Annotated in this window: 19 protein-coding genes; 15 read left to right on the forward strand and 4 right to left on the reverse strand. The window is 72.3% G+C overall.

The annotated features are described in order from the left end of the window. Positions 1-98 precede the first annotated feature (98 nt). Both hppD and AB0L29_RS10150 read left to right on the forward strand, forming a co-directional pair. Positions 99-1,247, forward strand: coding sequence for a 4-hydroxyphenylpyruvate dioxygenase (gene hppD, locus AB0L29_RS10145; RefSeq protein WP_365825312.1), 1,149 nt, complete (start codon positions 99-101; stop codon positions 1,245-1,247). Positions 1,248-1,339: 92 nt separating this feature from the next. Then, positions 1,340-2,197: a Teichoic acid biosynthesis protein C (Precursor) gene (locus AB0L29_RS10150; RefSeq protein ID WP_365825314.1), complete on the forward strand. Its 858-nt coding sequence runs from the start codon at positions 1,340-1,342 to the stop codon at positions 2,195-2,197. 7 nt (positions 2,198-2,204) lie between these two features. On the opposite strand, the gene AB0L29_RS10155 is transcribed toward AB0L29_RS10150, so the two are convergent. After that, entirely contained in the window at positions 2,205-3,812 is a 1,608-nt protein-coding gene (locus AB0L29_RS10155) for a tetratricopeptide repeat protein (RefSeq protein WP_365825316.1), read from the reverse strand. A gap of 90 nt (positions 3,813-3,902) precedes the next feature. Between AB0L29_RS10155 and AB0L29_RS10160 the strand changes: the two genes are divergently transcribed. From AB0L29_RS10160 to AB0L29_RS10170, 3 genes are all read left to right on the forward strand, one after another. Then, entirely contained in the window at positions 3,903-5,315 is a 1,413-nt protein-coding gene (locus tag AB0L29_RS10160) for an FAD-linked oxidase C-terminal domain-containing protein (protein ID WP_365825318.1), read from the forward strand. 206 nt (positions 5,316-5,521) lie between these two features. Then, the gene (locus AB0L29_RS10165) at positions 5,522-7,237 is read left to right on the forward strand and encodes an RDD family protein (RefSeq protein ID WP_365825320.1); all 1,716 of its coding nucleotides are present in this window, start codon (positions 5,522-5,524) and stop codon (positions 7,235-7,237) included. 98 nt (positions 7,238-7,335) lie between these two features. Continuing rightward, positions 7,336-8,061: an RDD family protein gene (locus AB0L29_RS10170; RefSeq protein WP_365825322.1), complete on the forward strand. Its 726-nt coding sequence runs from the start codon at positions 7,336-7,338 to the stop codon at positions 8,059-8,061. A 43-nt stretch (positions 8,062-8,104) separates the two neighbouring features. Here AB0L29_RS10170 and AB0L29_RS10175 read toward each other — a convergent pair whose 3' ends face one another. Further along, complete coding sequence (locus AB0L29_RS10175; protein WP_365825324.1) at positions 8,105-8,365, reverse strand: hypothetical protein; 261 nt, start codon at positions 8,363-8,365, stop codon at positions 8,105-8,107. 449 nt (positions 8,366-8,814) lie between these two features. On the opposite strand from AB0L29_RS10175, the gene AB0L29_RS10180 reads away from it, so the two are divergent. Beyond that, the gene (locus AB0L29_RS10180; RefSeq protein ID WP_365825326.1) at positions 8,815-11,163 is read left to right on the forward strand and encodes an immune inhibitor A domain-containing protein; all 2,349 of its coding nucleotides are present in this window, start codon (positions 8,815-8,817) and stop codon (positions 11,161-11,163) included. A gap of 121 nt (positions 11,164-11,284) precedes the next feature. Further along, positions 11,285-11,629, forward strand: a complete 345-nt coding sequence (locus AB0L29_RS10185) for a hypothetical protein (RefSeq protein ID WP_365825328.1) — start codon at positions 11,285-11,287, stop codon at positions 11,627-11,629. 30 nt (positions 11,630-11,659) lie between these two features. On the opposite strand, the gene AB0L29_RS10190 is transcribed toward AB0L29_RS10185, so the two are convergent. Next, positions 11,660-12,250 carry a nicotinamidase gene (locus AB0L29_RS10190; RefSeq protein ID WP_365825329.1) on the reverse strand — a complete coding sequence of 197 codons (591 nt, stop codon included), beginning with the start codon at positions 12,248-12,250 and terminating at the stop codon, positions 11,660-11,662. A gap of 127 nt (positions 12,251-12,377) precedes the next feature. Next, positions 12,378-13,724: a nicotinate phosphoribosyltransferase gene (locus tag AB0L29_RS10195; RefSeq protein WP_365825331.1), complete on the reverse strand. Its 1,347-nt coding sequence runs from the start codon at positions 13,722-13,724 to the stop codon at positions 12,378-12,380. A gap of 97 nt (positions 13,725-13,821) precedes the next feature. Between AB0L29_RS10195 and clpS the strand changes: the two genes are divergently transcribed. The 8 genes from clpS to AB0L29_RS10235 all read left to right on the forward strand — a co-directional run bounded on the left by clpS (position 13,822) and on the right by AB0L29_RS10235 (position 19,796). Next, positions 13,822-14,139, forward strand: a complete 318-nt coding sequence (gene clpS / locus AB0L29_RS10200; protein WP_365825333.1) for an ATP-dependent Clp protease adapter ClpS — start codon at positions 13,822-13,824, stop codon at positions 14,137-14,139. Between the two features lie 42 nt (positions 14,140-14,181). Further along, positions 14,182-14,787, forward strand: coding sequence for a DUF2017 domain-containing protein (locus AB0L29_RS10205; protein WP_365825334.1), 606 nt, complete (start codon positions 14,182-14,184; stop codon positions 14,785-14,787). Between the two features lie 319 nt (positions 14,788-15,106). Next, positions 15,107-16,531, forward strand: coding sequence for an amino acid permease (locus AB0L29_RS10210; protein ID WP_365825335.1), 1,425 nt, complete (start codon positions 15,107-15,109; stop codon positions 16,529-16,531). Positions 16,532-16,674: 143 nt separating this feature from the next. Then, positions 16,675-17,097 (forward strand): M67 family metallopeptidase, encoded by a 423-nt coding sequence (locus tag AB0L29_RS10215; RefSeq protein WP_365825337.1) that lies wholly within the window; start codon positions 16,675-16,677, stop codon positions 17,095-17,097. A 118-nt stretch (positions 17,098-17,215) separates the two neighbouring features. Then, positions 17,216-17,311, forward strand: a complete 96-nt coding sequence (locus AB0L29_RS10220; RefSeq protein WP_316959376.1) for a putative leader peptide — start codon at positions 17,216-17,218, stop codon at positions 17,309-17,311. Between the two features lie 122 nt (positions 17,312-17,433). Then, positions 17,434-17,712 carry a MoaD/ThiS family protein gene (locus tag AB0L29_RS10225; RefSeq protein WP_365825339.1) on the forward strand — a complete coding sequence of 93 codons (279 nt, stop codon included), beginning with the start codon at positions 17,434-17,436 and terminating at the stop codon, positions 17,710-17,712. Positions 17,713-17,729: 17 nt separating this feature from the next. Continuing rightward, a complete protein-coding gene (locus AB0L29_RS10230) occupies positions 17,730-18,680 on the forward strand; it encodes a cysteine synthase (RefSeq protein ID WP_365825341.1) in 951 nt (316 codons plus the stop codon). A gap of 363 nt (positions 18,681-19,043) precedes the next feature. Beyond that, positions 19,044-19,796 (forward strand): MBL fold metallo-hydrolase, encoded by a 753-nt coding sequence (locus AB0L29_RS10235; protein WP_365825343.1) that lies wholly within the window; start codon positions 19,044-19,046, stop codon positions 19,794-19,796. Positions 19,797-19,846 lie beyond the last annotated feature (50 nt).

Here is a 19,846-nt window from a genome sequence, read left to right on the forward strand (position 1 = left end):
GTACAGATGAGCCGCCCATACGGCCGTGGGGTTGGGCAGATTGCCCAGCCGGAACGCAAACTATTGCGCACCTTGCAGGGCCGGGCCAGTCTGCCGGTATGACGCAGACCACACACCACACTCCCGACACGACCGTACGGCAGGCCGACCCCTTCCCGGTCAAGGGAATGGACGCGGTCGTCTTCGCCGTGGGCAACGCCAAGCAGGCGGCGCACTACTACTCCAGCGCCTTCGGCATGAAGCTGGTCGCCTACTCCGGACCGGAGAACGGCAGCCGCGAGACCGCGAGCTACGTGCTGGAGAACGGCTCCGCCCGCTTCGTCCTCACCTCGGTGATCAAGCCGGCCACCGACTGGGGCCGCTTCCTCGCCCGGCACGTCGCCGAGCACGGCGACGGCGTCATCGACCTGGCCATCGAGGTGCCCGACGCGCGCGCCGCGTACGCCCACGCGATCGAGCACGGCGCCCGCTCGGTGGCCGAGCCGTACGAACTGAAGGACGAGCACGGCACGGTCGTCCTCGCCGCGATCGCCACCTACGGCGAGACCCGGCACACCCTGGTCGACCGCTCCGGCTACGACGGCCCCTACCTGCCCGGCTACGTGGCCGCCGCCCCGATCACGGCCCCGCCCGCCCGCCGCACCTTCCAGGCCATCGACCACTGCGTCGGCAACGTCGAACTCGGCCGGATGAACGAGTGGGTGGAGTTCTACAACAAGGTCATGGGCTTCACCAACATGAAGGAGTTCGTCGGCGACGACATCGCCACCGAGTACTCGGCGCTGATGTCGAAGGTCGTCGCGGACGGCACCCGCAAGGTGAAGTTCCCGATCAACGAACCCGCGATCGCGAAGAAGAAGTCGCAGATCGACGAGTACCTGGAGTTCTATGGCGGCCCCGGCGTCCAGCACATCGCGCTGGCCACCAACGACATCGTCGCCACGGTCCGCCACATGCGCGAGCACGGGGTGCAGTTCCTGGACACCCCCGACTCGTACTACGACACCCTCGGCGAGTGGGTCGGCGAGACCCGCGTGCCCGTCGACACCCTGCGCGAGCTGAAGATCCTCGCCGACCGCGACGAGGACGGCTACCTGCTGCAGATCTTCACCAAGCCGGTCCAGGACCGTCCGACCGTCTTCTTCGAACTCATCGAGCGGCACGGTTCGATGGGCTTCGGCAAGGGCAACTTCAAGGCGCTGTTCGAGGCGATCGAGCGGGAGCAGGCCCGGCGCGGCAACCTCTGAGCGCGCCCGGCCCGCAACCGCGGCGGGCCGGCCGGGCCTCTCCGGTCGTGCGGGCGCCACGGGGGCGCCCGCACGATCCGGGGGAGTGGAGCATGGACGAGTTCATCGACCTCGCCGCGCCGGCCGTGCGGTGGCTGCGGCGGAAGGCCACGCTGAAGGAGCCGACGGTCCTGCAGTCGTTCGCCTTCGACGAGGTGCACCGGCACCTGTACGTCCTGCAGCTGCGGCGGGGCGGCGCCGACGCCGGCGACCTGTGTCTGAACAAGCTGGACCACACCGGCGAACGGCTCGGCCACATGTACCTGCACGGCTTCGGGCACGGCGTCGGCATGGGCGTCCAGCACGCCCCCGACGGCACCCTCTGGATCTGGACCGAGGCCCACGCCGAGGACGGCTACGGCCGGGGCGTAACCCGCTTCCGCTTCTCGCACGGCGCCGTCCGCACCCGCCGGGACGTCAAGGTCCGTCACCCGGTCGGGGGATCCACCCACAACCAGCCGTCGGTCTGCCAGGCCACCGGCCGCATCGCCGTCCGCTACCGGCTCGACGGCCGGCCCCGCTACCGCGTCTGGGACCTGGACGCCTTCACCGCCCGCGACTACGACCGCCCGATCGCCGACCTCCCGCAGACCGGCGCCCACCCGGACCCGGGCGTTCCCTTCCAGGGCTACGCCCTGTGCGGCGACCACCTCTACCAGCTGGCCGGCACCGCGTACGACGCCACCGCCAACCCGCCCGCCCGGCACGGCAACACGTACCTCTCCTGCCTCGACATCCGCACCGGTGCCCTGCTCCGGCGGCGGCGCACCGAGGCCGGCCGCTCCCTCGACTTCCGCGAACCGGAGGGGCTGGCGGTCCGGCACCGCCCCGAGCCGCGGCTGTACGTGGGATTCGCGTCGGGCCCGCCGGGGGCGCGGCGGTTCTCCCTCTACTACAAGCCGAAGACGTGACCCGCCGTCACTCCTCCCGCGCCGGCTCCTCCGGCCCGGCTTGGGCCGACGGCTCCTCCGCCGCCTCCGGCCCGGTTTGGGCCGACGGCTCCTCCGGTTCCTCCGGCCCGGTTTGGGCCGACGGCTCCTCCGGCTCCTCCGGCACGGCTCCGGCCGGCGGCTTCCTCAGCTCCTCCGGCACGGCTCCGGCCGGCGGCTCCCCCAGCTCCTCCAGCGCCGCCCGGGCCGCACGCGCCTGCAGCGGCGAGAAGTACGGATTGATGCGGAGCGCCTCCTGCAGGTGCCGCCGCGCGGGCCCGTACCGCTCCAGCGCCCGCTCGATCATGCCCCGGTGGTAGGCGTACAGCGCGCTGCGCACCCCGCCCCCGCGCTCCGGGTCCGTCGCCCGCACCGCGAACCGCAGCGCCTCCTCGTGCTGCCCGGCCCGGTGCAGCGCCCAGCCCAGCGCGTCGGCCACGGCGGTCCCCGGCTGGCGCCGCCACTCGGCGCGCAGCCTGCGCACCGCGGCCGCCGGATCCCCGTGGTCCGCCTCGAACTGCCCGAGCACCAGCTCCTCGTCGGCCCCGCCGGCGGCGGCCTCCCGCACCCGGTCCCGCAGCAGGTCGTACTGCACCCGGGCCGCGTCGGGCAGCCCCAGGAACTCGTACAGCTCACCCAGTTCCAGGGCGTACTCCGGGCGGGGCTGCTTGGCCAGCGCCACCCGGTACGCGTTCAGCGCCTCCGTCGTGCGGCCCAGTGCCGCCAGCGCCCGCCCCTGCCCGGCGAAGGCGGCCCGCTGGTCGGGGTCGAGGCGCACCGCCTCCTGGAAGTGCCGCAGCGCGGCCCCCCGGTCCCCGCGCTCCCAGGCGAGCTGCCCGGCCTGCTCCAGGTACGCCGCCTGCTCGGCCGGGGCCTGGGCCCGCGCCACCGCGTCGGACAGCGCGGCCGCCGCGTCCTCCCGCCAGCCCCGGTCCCGGTAGACGGCCGCCGCCCGCGCCATGACGGCCGGCCCGGTCTGCAGCTCCATCAGCCTGTCCAGGGCCCGGCCGGCGGCCTTGTGGTCGCCGAGGCCGGTGCAGGCGTCGACGAGCAGCGGATACGTCGTCCACCGCCGGGGCTCCAGCTTCAGCGCGGCCTCGCCCCACTTCCTCGCCGCGGGGAAGTCCCGCCGCGCGTTCGCCAGCGCGGCCAGTCCCGCCAGGGCCGCGGCCCGCTCGCCGTCGCCCGCCGCCCGTACCTTCGGTGACGTCACCTTCGGCGACATCACCTTCAGCGACGTCCGCAGCGCCCGCTCGGCCCGCGGGTAGTACCGCGGGTCCGCCAGCCGCCGCCCCTGCTCCACGTACGCGGTCCCGAGCACCGTCCAGGACCGGGCGTCCCGCGGGTGCGTCCGCACGCGCCGCTCCCGCTCGTCGATCAGTTCCGCCAGATCCGGCAGTGCGGCCGGCACCCCGGTGGTGACCGCCGTCAGCGCCTGCGCCCCCAGCGCCGGCGGCGACGGCCGCGACGGCGTGCGCTCCCGGGGCAGCAGCGCCAGCACCCCGCCGAGCACGGCACACCCGGCGACGAGGGCGATCACCACCCCCCGCCGGCGGACCGGTGCCCGGTGCTCCTCTTCCTTCTCCGTGGCCTCCATGGCGTCACTGTGCGTCAATACGACGAATCCGCCGGGCATCCGGCGGCCGCCGTACGCGGGGTTCACACCGATGGCCCCCGGTGCGAACCTGTGATCATGAGCCGTAGCGAAGCGCCTCCCGACGACACGGCGGTGACCGGCGACCTCGTCGGTCACCTGCTGAACGGCCTGCCCGCCGAGGCGGTCCTCACCGACCCCGACGTGACGGCCTCCTACGCCCACGACATGGCGAGTTTCTGCCCGGCCGGCACCCCGGCCGTGGTCGTCCTGCCCCGGACGGTCGAACAGGTCCAGCACGTCATGCGGACCGCCACCGCACTGCGCGTCCCGGTCGTCCCGCAGGGCGCCCGCACCGGTCTGTCCGGCGCCGCCAACGCCTGCGACGGCTGCATCGTGCTGTCCCTGACGAAGATGGACCGCATCCTGGAGGTCAACCCGGTCGACCGCGTCGCCGTCGTCGAACCGGGCGTCGTCAACGCCGCCCTCGCCCGCGCGGTCGGCGCACACGGCCTGTACTACCCGCCGGACCCCTCCAGCTGGGAGACGTGCACCATCGGCGGCAACATCGGCACCGCCTCGGGCGGCCTGTGCTGCGTGAAGTACGGGGTCACCGCCGAGTACGTCCTGGGCCTGGACGTGGTGCTCGCCGACGGACGGCTGATGTCCACCGGCCGCCGCACCGCCAAGGGCGTCGCCGGGTACGACCTGACCCGCCTGTTCGTCGGCTCCGAGGGCTCCCTCGGCATCGTCGTGCGGGCCGTCCTCGCGCTGCGTCCCAAGCCGCCCGGGCAGCTCGTGCTGGCCGCCGAGTTCGCCTCCGGCGCCGCCGCCTGCGACGCGGTGTGCAGGATCATGGCGGGCGGGCACGTCCCGTCACTCCTCGAACTCATGGACCGCACGACGGTGAGGGCCGTCAACGACCTGGCGCACATGGGCCTGCCGGACAGCACGCAGGCCCTGCTGCTGGCGGCCTTCGACACCGCCGACCCGGCCGCCGACCTCGCCGCCGTCGGCGCGCTGTGCGAGGCCGCCGGCGCCCTCGGGGTCGTGCCCGCCGAGGACGCTGCCGAGTCCGAACTGCTGCTCCAGGCACGGCGGCTGTCCCTCCCCGCGCTGGAGGCGGCCAAGGGCACCACGATGATCGACGACGTGTGCGTGCCCCGCTCCCGGCTCGGCGAGATGCTCGACGGGGTCGAGCGGATCTCCCGGAAGCACCGGCTCACGATCGGTGTCGTCGCCCACGCGGGCGACGGCAACACGCACCCGACCGTCTGCTTCGACGCGGCCGACCCCGACGAGTCCCGCCGGGCCCGCGAGTCGTTCGACGAGATCATGGCCCTCGGCCTGGAACTCGGCGGCACCATCACCGGCGAACACGGCGTGGGCCTGCTGAAGAAGGAGTGGCTGGCGCGCGAGATCGGCCCGGTGGGGGTGGAGATGCAGCGGGCGGTCAAACAGGTCTTCGACCCGCTGGGCATCCTCAATCCCGGCAAGCTGTTCTGACCCCCTTCCCGGGCGGGGCGCACCGGGCGAGCGGCCGGGCCGGGAGCACCACGAAGATGCGCGGAACTTCTTTCGGGGGGGCGTGCACGGCTACCACATCGGTGCCCGAAAGGGGTGGGTCCGGCGGGACGGGCGGTGGGGGTTGCGCTCGTCTGGTAGATGTGGAGGCCCCCATCACACCCCCGAGCAGATACGGGACGACGGACATGAGCGCCCCAACCCCGGCCCCCGGTGACGACAGGCCCCGCGAAGGGTATTACCCGGACCCGTCCATTCCTGGATACGTCCGGTACTGGAACGGCGCCGCCTGGGTGCCGGGCACCAGCCGGCCGGCGCCCGGGGAGGGCGAGCAACTCGCGCCCCCGCCCGGCGTGCGCCCGGCGGGGTCCTCCGCCGCCCCGGTCGAGGAGACCGGCCCGCACTTCTTCGACGAGGACCCGGCCCCGGCACCCGGGACCCGGCACGGCACCCGGCCCGAACCCGCCTCCGCCTGGGGCGCCGACCGCACCCACCAGTCCGGCTTCGGCGGCGACCAGGACCGCCGGGTGTCGTGGGGCGCCCCGCAGGGCGCCCAGAGCGCCGACCCGCGGGTGACGCCCGCGGGCGGCCCCGCCCGGCCGGACGGCGAGCCCGCCCGTACGGACGGTACGGCGACGAGCCCGCCCGCCGCTTCCGAGGCGGGCGGCGCGGCACCGGGCAGCACGTTCGTGTTCCGCCGGCCGGTCCCGAAGCCGCAGGCGGGGACCCCGGAGGCGGGCGGCGGCAGCGGCGCGGCCGGCCCCGCCGGACCGGGCGCTCCCGGCGCCCCCGGCACCGGCGGCCCGCTCGCCGACGAGGGCACCATGACCTTCCGCGCGCTCTCCCCGCGGCCGGGACGGCAGGGCGCGGCCGCCGGGCCGCGGCCCGGCGGCGCGGACGTCCCCGGCGGCGGCCCGGCGGCTCCGGCGGCCGGTGCCCAGGCCGGGGCGGGCGCCCCGGGCGCGCCGGGTGTCCCCGGGGTCGCGGGGGGCCCGGGTGCCGCGGGGACCCCCGCGGGTCCGTCGGGTCCGTCGGGTCCCGGTTTCGGTGCGGGGAAGGCCGCCGCCGCCCGTGCGGCCTCGGCACAGGCGGCCGCCGGAGCGCAGGCGGCCACGGCCGCCCCGGCGGCGCCCTCGGGTCCGCAGCACACGCCGTTCTCCGGCCCGTCGCAGGCGGCCCCGGCCGTCCCGCCGCAGTCCGCCGGCCCCCAGCCCGCCGCCTCCACCGCGCCCGCCGCCTCCATCGCGTCCCCCGCCCCAGCCCTCGCCTCCACCCCGCTGACCAGCGGCCCCGGTGGCGGTCAGTCCTCCTGGGCGCAGCAGGTGCACCGGCTCGCGGGGGCGGGCGGCGACGAGCAGCCCGTCGCGCCCTGGAAGCCGCCGGTCGAGGACCTGTTCCAGGCGGCCGCGCGGCGCCAGGCGGCGGCCCGGCCCGCGGGGCTCGGCAAGCGGCTGGCCGCCCGGCTGGTGGACACGCTGGTCGTCGCGGGCGTCACCTCGGCGGCCGCCGTACCGCTCGGCGCCAGGGCCGTCGACCACGTCAACGAGAAGATCGAGGCGGCCAGGCTCTCCGGCCGGACCGTCACCGTCTGGCTGCTCGACGGCACGACCTCGGTCTACCTGGGCATCGTCCTCGCGGTCCTGCTCCTCGTCGGCGTCGTCTACGAGGTGCTGCCCACCGCCAGGTGGGGCCGCACCCTGGGCAAGAAGCTGCTGGGCCTGGACGTGCGGGACATCGAGGGGCACGAGGCACCCGGGTTCGGCGCGGCCCTGCGCCGCTGGCTGGTGTACAGCGTCCCCGGGCTCCTCGTCGTCGGGGTCGTGGGCGTCCTGTGGTGCCTGTTCGACAAGCCGTGGCGCCAGTGCTGGCACGACAAGGCCGCGCACACGTTCGTGGCGGGCTGACGACGCGGGGCACGAGGACCGGCGGGACCGGCCGGTCCGGTACTCCGGACGGCCGTCCGCCGGATGCGGAGCCGGGGGGTTCGCGGTCCACTCGGGCCATGAGCAGCGAACCGCCCCCCGGCTCCGGCCGCCCGCCCGAGGACGACCCGTTCACGAAGCAGCCCCCGCCCGGCGAGGGGGCCGGTTCCCCCCACGGCGCGCAGCCGCCGCCCGGCCACGGCGGCCCCTACGGAAGCGGCTCCCCGGGGGGAGGAGAGCAGGGCGGGAGCCCTTACGGAGGCGGTCCGCAGGGCGGCGGCCCCTACGGCGGAGGCCCTTACGGCGGAGGCCCTTACGGCGGCGGTGGCGGCCCGACCCCCGCCGATCCGCTCGCCGGCATGCCCCCGCTCGCCGACAGCGGCAGGCGCACGCTCGCCCGCGTCATCGACATGGTCCTCGTGGGCATCGTCGTCGTGCTGCTCACCCTGCCGTTCGGCGTCAGCGAGTACACCGTCGACGGCGAGCGGATCGAGGTGGGCGACTCCTTCGCCCAGTCGCTGGTCGCCGCCGTCCTCTACATCGCCTACGACACCTTCATGACGGCCAGGTCGGGCCAGACCCTCGGCAAGAAGTGGCTGAAGATGCGGGTGGCCAACCTCGACAACGGCGACACGCCCTCCCTGCAGACCGCGCTGACGCGCGCGGCGGTGCTGTGGCTGCCGTTCGCGTTCTGCTGCGCCTGCATCTGGACCGCGATCTCGGGCGGTTGGAGCTTCTTCGACAGGCCCTACAAGCAGGGCCTGCACGACAAGGCGGCCAAGACGGTCGTGGTGAGCACGGGTTGACCCGGGGCGGAAGCTCCCGCCGGGGAGCGGGCCGCGCGGAAGGTCAGGAGGCCGCGCGCTCGCGCACCGGCTCCGTGCCCCGGACCGCCCGCTGCTCCCGCGGGGCGGGCCGCGCCACCACGGCCGCGCCCGGCCCGGGCACCGGAACGGTCAGCGCGACCAGCAGCCCGAGGACGAGCGCGGAGAGGGCGATGAGGACGATCCCCGCACCCGAACTCGTCTGTGACAGCAGCAGCATGGCGAGGGTCGAGAAGATCACGGTGCACGAACCGTAGGCGAGCTGTGCGGCGGTCGGACGGGGCATGGCCATCGTGTCCTCGGAAGTGGGGACCTCCCCCCGTGCCTCTCACCGGGGGAGGGTGCGGATGACAAAGGGGGTCGGACGGGTTGTCGGCCTGGCTTTCCGCCGATTTCCGGGCGTTCCGCCGAACGACTCTAGTCGCCAGCGTGCCCGAGGGGAACGAACAGTAAGCGTGACCTGACCAACAGTGCCGGTGCACGGGGGGCGCACGGAGTCATGGTGTCCACGAAGTGGACGGCCGCACACGCCTGTTGGGCGACGGCCACACGTTCGTTAAGCGAACGCCGGCTCCGCATAATGCAATTGACCTGTTCAAGTCAAGGTCTGTCTTTTCCGGTGAACCTCTAGTCCAATGTCGTCACTTGACTACACGCGTTGATCACGCGCGCGCGGACCCTCCACGGCCAGGACCCCCTTCCTTCCGCGCGCACGAACGCGGGGGAGGATCTCAAGTGACCAGTAGACCCCGGACGTTCCGGGCCGCCGCCATCGGTGTGGCGCTCGCGGCGGCCACCGCCACCCTTTCGACGGTCACCGTGGCCCAGGCCGCCCCGGCCGGCCAGCCCGTCACCGTGGACCGTCACGACCCGGCGGGCCACGACCACGCCGAGCACGACCTCGACGGCCCGCTCTCCAAGACGCAGGAGGCGCAGCGCGAGGAGGCCCTCAACCAGGTCATATCCGGCGAGGCCACGGTCAAGGACCGTGAGGGCTCGAAGGTCGTCCAGCTCAAGAGCAAGAAGGGCGACCCGAAGTACGTCGAGCTCGGCCGCGAGAAGACCGACCGGATCTTCACCATCCTGGTCGAGTTCGGCGACCAGGTGGACAGCCGCTACGGCGGCACCCCGGGCCCGCTGCACAACCAGATCCCGAAGCCGGACCGCGCCAAGGACAACTCCACGGCCTGGAAGGCGGACTACGACCGCGAGCACTTCCAGGACCTCTACTTCGGCACCGGCAAGAACGCCGAGTCGGTGAAGAAGTACTACGAGAAGCAGTCCTCGGGCCGCTACTCGGTCGAGGGCGAGGTCTCCGACTGGGTCAAGGTCCCCTACAACGAGGCCCGTTACGGCAACAACGCGTGCGGTGACACCAACTGCCCGAGCGTGTGGAACGTCGTCAGCGACGGCCTGAACGCGTGGGTCGCCCAGCAGAAGGCGGCCGGGAGGACCGACGCCGAGATCAAGGCGGCCGTCGCGCGGTACGACCAGTGGGACCGCTACGACTTCGACGGCGACGGCGACTTCAACGAGGCCGACGGCTACATCGACCACTTCCAGGTCGTGCACGCCGGCGAGGACGAGTCCGCGGGCGGCGGCGCGCAGGGCGAGGACGCCATCTGGGCGCACCGCTGGTACGCCTTCGGCACCGACGCCGGCGCCACCGGCCCGGAGAACAACAAGCTGGGCGGCGCGCAGATCGGCTCCACCGGCATCTGGGTCGGCGACTACACCGTCCAGCCCGAGAACGGCGGACTCGGCGTCTACGCCCACGAGTACGGCCACGACCTCGGCCTGCCGGACCACTACGACACCAGCGGCGGCGAGAACTCCACCGGGTTCTGGACGCTGATGTCCTCCGGCTCCTGGCTCGGCACCGGGAAGAACGAGATCGGCGACCTGCCCGGCGACATGACCGCCTGGGACAAGCTCCAGCTGGGCTGGCTGAACTACGACACGGCCAAGGCCGGGGTCAACTCCTGGCACAAGCTCGGTGTGGCGGAGTACAACTCCAAGCACAAGCAGGCGCTCGTGGTCGAGCTGCCCAGGAAGCGGGTGACCACCGAGCTCGTCACGCCCGCCCAAGGCGCCACCCAGTGGTGGAGCGGGAGCGGCAACAGCCTGAAGAACACGCTCGCCCGCTCCGTGGATCTCACGGGCAAGTCCTCGGCCGCCCTGAGCTTCGACGGCTGGTGGGACACCGAGAAGAAGTACGACTTCGTCTACACCGAGGTGTCGACCGACGGCGGCGCCAACTGGAAGGCGATCGACGGTACGGCGAACGGCAGGCCGATCAGCCGGGACGGCAGCGGCAACCCCGCGCTGGACGGCACGGTCGACTCGTACCAGAAGCTGGTCTACCCGCTCGACGCCTACGCGGGCCAGAAGATCGAACTTCGTTTCCGCTACGCGACGGACAGCGGCGTGTCGAAGAAGGGCTTCGCGGCCGACTCGATAACGGTGACGGCCGACGGCAGCCCCGTCTTCTCCGACGACGCCGAGGCCCTGGACGCGGCCTGGACGGCGAAGGGCTTCACCCGGATCGGCGGGTCCTTCAGCGAGGACTACGCGCAGTACTACATCGCCGAGAACCGGCAGTACGTGTCCTACGACAAGACGCTGAAGACCGGCCCGTACAACTTCGGCTTCACGGCGCGCCCGGACTGGGTCGAGCACTACGCGTACCAGAACGGCCTGCTGATCTGGAAGTGGGACACCTCCCAGGCGGACAACAACACCAGCGAGCACGAGGGCACCGGCCTGGTCCTGCCGGTCGACTCGCACCCGACCGCGCTGAAGTGGTCCGACGGCACCCTGATGCGCAACCGCATCCAGTCCTACGACGCGCCGTTCAGCCTCCACCGCACCGACGGCATGACGCTGCACAAGGCGGACGTGGCGACGTACATCCCGGGCTCGAAGGGCGTCCCGGTCTTCGACGACCGCAGGAACGACTACTACGACGAGTCGAACCCGACCGCGGGCGTCAAGATCACTGACACCAACACGAAGATCAAGATCCTCAAGGAGGCCAAGAACGGCTCGACGATCGAGCTGGAGGTCGGCCCCGCGGGTAGGTAGTCCGCATCTTCGCAGCTCAGAGCATGTTCGGCGGCAACCCCCTGGCGGGTTGCCGCCGATCCGTGTTTAGGTGCGTCTGTAGTTCTCTTATTGACACCGACCGACACGGGGGTACGACCGCATGGCCGCAGGAGGCTTCTGCAAGCTGCCGAACGGCACGGTGGTGGTGGCGCTGAACCTGCCCAGTCCCGCCGCCGACGGCCCCGGCTCCGTACGCGTCCTCGTGCACGCCGCGAACCGGGCGCGCGCCCTGACCAGGCTGCGCAACCTGGGCATGCGGGCGGTCTACCTGCGGGGCAACGCGGCCCCGCCCACCCCGGACGAGATCACGGCGGTCCTGCACCACCCGGACGGCCTCATATGGCGCACGGCCCCCGACAACGGTGTCGCGGCCGGCCCGGACCTGGCCCAGGAGCTGTGGCGCCCGATCAGGTCCCTGCTCAGGGGCCCGACGACCCAGGCGTAGGGCGGCCGGAGGGGCGCGGGCCGGGCCGCCTCAGCCGGAGACGACCGGCTTGCCCGACAGCTCGACGCCCGCCTGCCGCATCTCCTCCAGCGCCCGCTCGGTGGTCTCCGGCGCGACCCCGGCGGTGAGGTCCAGGAGGACCTGGGTACGGAAACCCTCCCGCACGGCGTCCAGGGCGGTGGCGCGCACGCAGTGGTCCGTGGCGATGCCCACCACGTCCACCTCCTCGACCTCCCGGGCCCGCAGCCAGTCCGCCAGCTGCACCCCGTTCTCGTCGGCCCCCTCGAACCCGCTGTAGGCCGCCGCGTACGCCCCCTTGTCGAAGACGGCGTCTATCGCGCCGGAGGCGACGACCGGGGCGAAGTTCGGGTGGAAGCCCACCCCTTCCGTCCCGGCGACGCAGTGCGCGGGCCAGGAGCGGACGTAGTCGGGGTTGTCGGCGAAGTGGCCGCCGGGCGCGATGTGGTGGTCGCGGGTGGCCACGACGTGCCGGTAGCCGGCGGGTGCCTGCCCGATCAGCTCGGTGATGGCGGCCGCCACGTCGGCACCACCGGCCACCGGAAGGCTGCCCCCCTCGCAGAAGTCGTTCTGCACGTCTACGACGATCAAGGCGCGGCGCATGGTCGGTGTCCTTCGACTATGGGGTCGGGATGCGGGGATGCGGGCCCGGCCGGTGAACCTCCGAGCCTATTGACTTCCTGTGCGGTACGGGAGGGGCGCTGCGGGGTGCACGGCGGGGCACCCCGCTTTAGCTACCCGAGCGCCCGTGGACGTACTCCGTCGGAATGACGGGTTCCCCGCGCGACAGCTGTGTAGCGGACAGCGGCAGCTCGGCGCGGGCCGCCGCGTGCCGCTCCCGGGCCGCGTCCAGCGGCTCGCGGGCGACGACCTCGCCGCCCTTGACCAGCTGCACCAGCAGCTGCCGGCCCGCCAGCCCGGTGGGCACCGGGCCGGTGCCGACCACCTCGGCCTCCGCCACCCCGTACCCGTCCAGCCGCCGCGCGGCCCACTTGCGCCCGCCGAGGGAGGTCTTGCCGCCGGTGGACTTCTTCGCCACCGGCACCAGCGGAGCCTTCGGGTCGGCGGACTCGGCCCGCGCGACCAGCTTGTAGACCATGGAGGAGGTCGGGTGGCCGGACCCGGTCACCAGCTGGGTGCCGACGCCGTAGGCGTCCACGGGCGCCGCCGCCAGCGAGGCGATGGCGTACTCGTCCAGGTCCGAGGTCACGACGATCTTCGTGTCCCGCGCGCCGAGCTCGTCCAGCTGCTGCCGCACCCGGTGCGCGACCAGCAGCAGGTCCCCGGAGTCGATCCGGACGGCACCCAGGTCGGTGCCGGCGATCTCGACGGCCGTGCGGACCGCCTCGGCGACGTCGTACGTGTCCACCAGCAGCGTCGTGCCCCGGCCCAGCGAGTCCACCTGGGCCCGGAAGGCGTCCCGCTCGCTGTCGTGCAGCAGGGTGAAGGCGTGCGCGGAGGTGCCGATGGTCGGGATGTCGTAGCGGAAGCCGGCCGCCAGGTCGGAGGTGGAGGTGAAGCCGCCGACGTACGCGGCCCGGGAGGCGGCCACCGCGGCCAGCTCGTGGGTGCGCCGGGCGCCCATCTCGATCAGCGGGCGCTCCCCGGCCGCCGACGACATGCGGGAGGCCGCCGCGGCGATCGCCGAGTCGTGGTTGAGGATCGACAGGATCACCGTCTCCAGCAGCACGCACTCGGCGAAGGTGCCCTCGACCCGCATGACCGGCGAGCCCGGGAAGTACACCTCGCCCTCCGGGTAGCCCCAGATGTCGCCGCCGAAGCGGTATCCGGCGAGCCACTGGAGGGTCTGCTCGTCGACGATCCCCCGCTCGCGCAGGAAGCCGAGGACGTCCGCGTCGAAGCGGAAGTTCTCCACCGCGTCCAGCACGCGCCCGGTGCCCGCCACGACGCCGTAGCGGCGCCCGTCCGGCAACCGCCGCGTGAAGACCTCGAACACGCTCCGCCGTTCGGCCGTACCCGCTTTCAGGGCGGCCTGGAGCATCGTCAGCTCGTACTGGTCCGTGAAGAGCGCCGTCGAGGGAACGTCCACCGGCAGCCCAAGGTCCGCTGTGTTCATGGCAGGGATGGTACCCCCATTTCGTCAATCTGACGATTGTGGTCGGATCCCCTTCGCGCGGGGCCCGTTTGTGCGACTGCCCCCTTGCGGTGGCAGCATGGGCGATGTGACGTCACCCGCTCCCGTAGAGATCGAACGCACCGAGTCGGCGGAGGAAGTGTTCGCCGTCCCCGAGCCCGACGTCCCCTGGGTCACGATCGTCCACAACGACCCGGTCAACCTCATGAGCTATGTGACCTACGTCTTCCAGACGTACTTCGGCTACTCCAGGGACAAGGCCACCAAGCTCATGCTCGACGTCCACCACAAGGGCCGGGCGGTCGTCTCCAGCGGCAGCCGCGAGGAGATGGAGCGCGACGTGCAGGCCATGCACGGCTACGGTCTGTGGGCCACGCTCCAGCAGGACCGGAAGTGACCCTCCCTCGCCCGCAGGACCGGAAGTAGCTGAATCGCCTTCATGCCAGGACACTTCGAACCGCTTCCCGGCGGCGGCGCGGCCGTCGCCCTCGACGACGTCGAGATCTCCATCATCCGGTCGCTGGCCGTGCAGCTCCTGGAGCTCATCGGCCCCGGCCCCGCCGAGGACGCCGAGGCCGACCCGCTCGCCGGGCTCTTCGCCGAGGGCCCGAGCGAGCCGCCCGCCGACCCGGTGCTGAAGCGGCTCTTCCCGGACGCCTACTGCGATCCCGGGCACACCCCCGCCTCCCCGCGCGACGCCGAGGAGCAGCGGGCGTACTCCGCCGAGTTCCGCCGCTACACCGAGAACGACCTGCGCGCCGGCAAGCGGGAGAACGCCCTGGCGGTCGTCCGCTCCCTGGACGCGCTGGCCGCGGCCGGCGAGGGCGGCGCGGTGCTGAAGCTGTCGGTGGAGGAGTCCCGGCAGTGGCTGGGCGCCCTGAACGACCTGCGCCTGGCGATCGGCTCCCGGCTGGGGATCACCGACGAGGACGACACCGACCTCCTCTTCCGCCTCCCCGACGAGGACCCGCGCAAGCCCATGGTGATGGCCTATCTGTGGCTGGGCGGACTCCAGGAAACCCTCGTCTCCACCCTCATGCCCTGATCCGCGCAGAGGGTGTGTTCGCTCAGGGGACACTCAAATCCGCATAACGATCCCGTCACCACGTCGGCCTGTTCGATCCCTTTAGGGCGCTTTTTGTCCCCTTTTCCTTGTGGGGTGCGCCACAGGCCGCGCAGGCGATCAGTGTTGCGGCCGTGATAAATCTTCACGACCGCCCGGCGAACACCACCCATGTTCCGCCGGGTGCGCCACGAGGTCGGCGGATCGCCGGCCTGGCACAGCTCCAGCAGTCCGGGGGGATCGTGACCCGATCCGGGGCCGACGAAAGGCCCGGGTCGGCATGGAGAAAGGCGCACCACACATGACCTCAGCGCAGGTCGACAAGGAATCCGCCCCCGAAGAGGGGTACGAGCGCGGGCTCGGCAGCCGTCAGGTCCAGATGATCGCCATCGGCGGCGCCATCGGCGTCGGCCTCTTCCTGGGAGCCGGGGCGAACATCGCCAAGGCCGGCCCCAGCCTGATCCTGATGTACGCCCTCGCGGGCGTGATCATCTTCTTCATCATGCGGGCGCTCGGCGAGCTCCTGCTCTACCGCCCCGTCTCGGGCTCCTTCGCCGAGTACTCGCGCGAGTTCCTCGGCCCGTTCTTCGGGTACTTCACCGGCTGGACGTACTGGCTGATGTGGGTGGTCACCGGCATGGCGGAACTCACCGCCGCCGCCATCTACGTCAACTACTGGTGGCCGTCCGTCCCCCAGTGGGTCACGGCCCTGGTCTTCCTGATCGTCCTGTTCGCCGCCAACCTGATCTCGGTCAAGCTGTTCGGCGAAATCGAGTTCTGGTTCTCGATGGTCAAGGTCACCGCCCTGATCGGCATGATCGTCATCGGCCTGGGCGTGCTCACCTTCGGCTTCAGCGCGGCCGGCGACACCGCGGCGGTCTCCAACCTGTGGGCCTTCGACGGCTTCTTCCCCAAGGGCATCGGCTCCTCCCTGATGACCCTGCAGGGCGTCATGTTCGCCTACCTCGCCGTCGAGCTGGTCGGTGTCACGGCCGGTGAGTCCGAGAACCCGGAGAAGACCCTCCCCAAGGCGATCAACACCCTGCCCTGGCGCATCGCCCTGTTCTACGTCGGCGCCCTGACGGTCATCCTCTGCGTCGTGAAGTGGACGGAGTTCGCCGAGGGCGTCAGCCCCTTCGTGAAGGCGTTCGCGATGATCGGCATCCCGGCCGCCGCGGGCATCGTCAACTTCGTCGTGCTGACCGCCGCGCTGTCCTCCTGCAACTCGGGCATGTACTCCACCGGCCGCATGCTGCGCACCCTCGCCGACAACGGCGAGGCCCCGCGGGTCTTCACCAAGCTGTCGTCGACCAAGACCCCGGCCTTCGGCATCACGGTCTCGGTACTGTTCATGGGCATCGGCGTGGTCCTGAACTACGTCGTCCCGGAGAAGGCCTTCGGCTACGTCACCTCCGTCGCCACCGCGGCCGGCATCTGGACCTGGCTGATGATCCTGGTCAGCCACGTCCTGTACCGCCGCGCGGTGGTCGCGGGCCGGCTGCCCGCCTCCTCCTTCCCGGCGCCGGGCGGCGCGGTGTGCTCCTACATCGCCATCGCGTTCCTGCTCTTCGTCACCGGCCTGATCGCGTACGACGCCGACTCCCGCGTCTGCCTGTACGTGATGGCCGGCTGGGCCGCCGCCCTGGCCGTCGGCTGGGCCGTCGTCAAGAGCCGCAACCCGGAGGTCGCCGAGCGCCGCGAGCCGGACCTCGAGAAGATCGGCTGAACGCGCGTTCCTCCCTCCACGGACGTCCAGGCGCACGGGGTACTCGTGGCACCCCGTGCGCCTGCCGCTCAGGACGTCCGGCATGTGGGCCGTTCCGTACCACCCCTCGGTACGGAACGGCCCTTCTGCTTATCCTGGCCGGCATGCTGACCATCACCCAGGCCCTCTACGACCAGATCGTCGCCCACGCGCGCAAGGACCACCCCGACGAGGCGTGCGGCGTGGTCGCCGGCCCGGCGGGCTCCGGCCGCCCCGAGCGCTTCATCCCCATGCTGAACGCGGCCCGCTCGCCCACGTTCTACGAGTTCGACTCGCAGGACCTGCTCAAGCTCTACCGCGAGATGGACGACCGCGACGAGGAGCCGGTGGTCATCTACCACTCCCACACGGCGACCGAGGCGTACCCCTCGCGCACCGACATCTCCTACGCCAACGAGCCCGGTGCCCACTACGTCCTGGTCTCCACCGCGGACACCGACGGGCTCGGCGCGTTCCAGTTCCGCTCCTTCCGGATCGTCGAGGGGGAGGTGACGGAGGAGGAGGTCGAGGTCGTGGAGGCCTACTGACCGCCCGGCACCGCCCCCCCGGCCGCCTGAACTGCCGCGTCTCACCCTTCGGCCGGAAACCGTCCGGAGTACGAGATCACACTCCGGGGACCCGGCCGGGAATCGATACGATGAGCCCATGGTTTTCCACGACGTGAGCGAGAAGACGCCGGGCATGCTGCTCGTGGCGCGGCTGCACGTCGACCTGTGCAGGCTCGCCAGCGCCATCTGTTGACGCAGCCCTGCCGCCGTACGGCCGTGGGCCGCGGCGCCGCTCACCCTGCGTACCACCACGCACCTCCCGCGCCGCCGCGCGCCCACCGACCCGACGAAACCTTCCGACAGGAGCCCTGAGCCATGGCCATCGAGGTCCGCATCCCGACCATCCTCCGCCAGTACACCGACGGCCGGAAGGCGGTGGAGGGCACCGGGAACACCCTCGCCGAGCTCTTCGCCGACCTCGAGACCCGGCACGCGGGCATCCAGGCCCGCATCGTGGACGGCGACCAGCTGCGCCGCTTCGTCAACGTCTACCTCAACGACGAGGACGTCCGCTTCCTCGACGGCATCAACACCAAGCTGTCCGACGGCGACAACGTCACGATCCTGCCGGCCGTGGCCGGCGGCATGTCCTGACAGGCTGCTGATCCCCGATGCGCTACGACTCCCCGCTGGCCGCGGTGGGAAACACCCCCCTGGTGCGCCTGCCGCGGCTCTCGCCGTCCGCCGACGTCCGCATCTGGGCGAAACTGGAGGACCGCAACCCGACGGGTTCGGTCAAGGACCGCCCCGCCCTGCACATGATCGAGCAGGCGGAGAAGGACGGCCGCCTGACGCCGGGCTGCACGATCCTGGAACCGACCAGCGGCAACACCGGCATCTCCCTGGCCATGGCGGCCAGGCTCAAGGGCTACCGCATGGTGTGCGTGATGCCCGAGAACACCTCGCAGGAGCGCCGGGACCTGCTGGGCATGTGGGGCGCCGAGATCGTCTCGTCCCCGGCCGCGGGCGGCTCCAACACGGCGGTCCGCGTCGCGAAGGAGCTGGCGGCCGAACACCCGGACTGGGTCATGCTCTACCAGTACGGCAACCCGGACAACGCGGGCGCCCACTACGCCACGACCGGCCCGGAGATCCTGGCGGACCTCCCGTCGATCACCCACTTCGTGGCCGGCCTCGGCACCACGGGCACGCTCATGGGCGTGGGCCGCTACCTGCGCGAACACAAGCCGGACGTCAGGATCGTCGCCGCCGAGCCGCGCTACGACGACCTGGTCTACGGCCTGCGCAACCTCGACGAGGGCTTCGTCCCCGAGCTGTACGACGCGTCCGTGCTGACGACGCGCTTCTCGGTCGGCTCGGCGGACGCCGTCACCCGCACCCGCGAGCTGCTGCAGCAGGAGGGCATCTTCGCCGGCGTCTCCACGGGCGCGGCTCTGCACGCGGCGATCGGCGTCGGCCGGAAGGCGCTGAAGGCCGGCGAGCCCGCCGACATCGTCTTCGTCGTGGCCGACGGCGGCTGGAAGTACCTCTCGACGGGCGTCTACACGGCCGCGACGACACAGGAGGCCATCGAGGCGCTCCGGGGCCAGCTCTGGGCGTAGCGCGCCGGACGGCACGCGCGCCGCGGAGCACGCGGACCAGGCGGCACACGGACCGGGCGGCACGCGGACCGGGCGGCACGGGGCCGTCTCCCGCGGGGCCGTCTTCCGAAGGGCCGGAGCTTGCGTGCTCCGGCCCTTCGGCGTTTCGTGGAGGGGAACGACAGGACCCGGCGCGCGCCACCCGCGCGCCCTTCACACCCCCATGCGCCCCGCGTCCAGCCGAACCGGTGACACCGCAGGTGAGTTCGCCCACAACAGCCCCTGGCGGAGGAGCGACCGGACGTTGTGCGCCTTACGCTCGACGAACCGCACGACCCCCGACGCCCCTCTCAGACTTATCCCGCCAGCGGAGGTTTCTGCTCCATGAAGCTCACCGTCGTCGGCTGCTCGGGGTCGTTCCCGTCCGCGGAATCGGCCTGCTCGAGCTACCTCGTCGAGGCCGACGGCTTCCGGCTGCTCCTCGACATGGGCAACGGCGCCCTCGGCGAGCTGCAGCGCCACTGCGGTCTCTACGACCTCGACGCGATCTTCCTCAGTCATCTGCACGCCGACCACTGCATCGACATGTGCGCGTACTTCGTGGCGCGCTACTACCGGCACGACGGCGGCCGCTGCGCCCCGCTCCCCGTCCACGGACCCGAGGGCACCGAGCGCCGGCTGACCACCGCCTACGCCGACACCCCCTCGGACTCCTCCATGAGCGAGGTCTTCGACTTCCACACGGTCAAGCCGGGCACCTTCGAGATCGGCCCGTTCACCGTGCACACCGAGCGCGTGGCGCACCCCGTGGAGGCGTACGGCATCCGCATCGAGCACGGCGGGAAGGTCCTGACGTACTCCGGCGACACGGGCGTCAGCGAGGCGCTGGACGACCTCGCCCGGGACGCCGACCTCTTCCTGTGCGAGGCCGCGTTCACGCACGGCAAGGAGAGCATCCCCGACCTGCACCTCAACGGCCGCGAGGCGGGCGAGACCGCCGCCCGCGCCCACGCCCGCCGCCTGGTCCTCACCCACATCCCGCCGTGGACGGACCCCCAGGTCAACCTCGTCGACGCCCGCGCGGTCTACGACGGCCCGGTGGAACTGGCGGTGCCGCGGCGGACGTACGAGATCTAGCCCCGCGCACGACACGGCAGGAGGCCCGGAGCCGCTCGGCTCCGGGCCTC

The organism is Streptomyces sp. NPDC052701 (assembly GCF_040678355.1).
Lineage (GTDB): Bacteria > Actinomycetota > Actinomycetes > Streptomycetales > Streptomycetaceae > Streptomyces.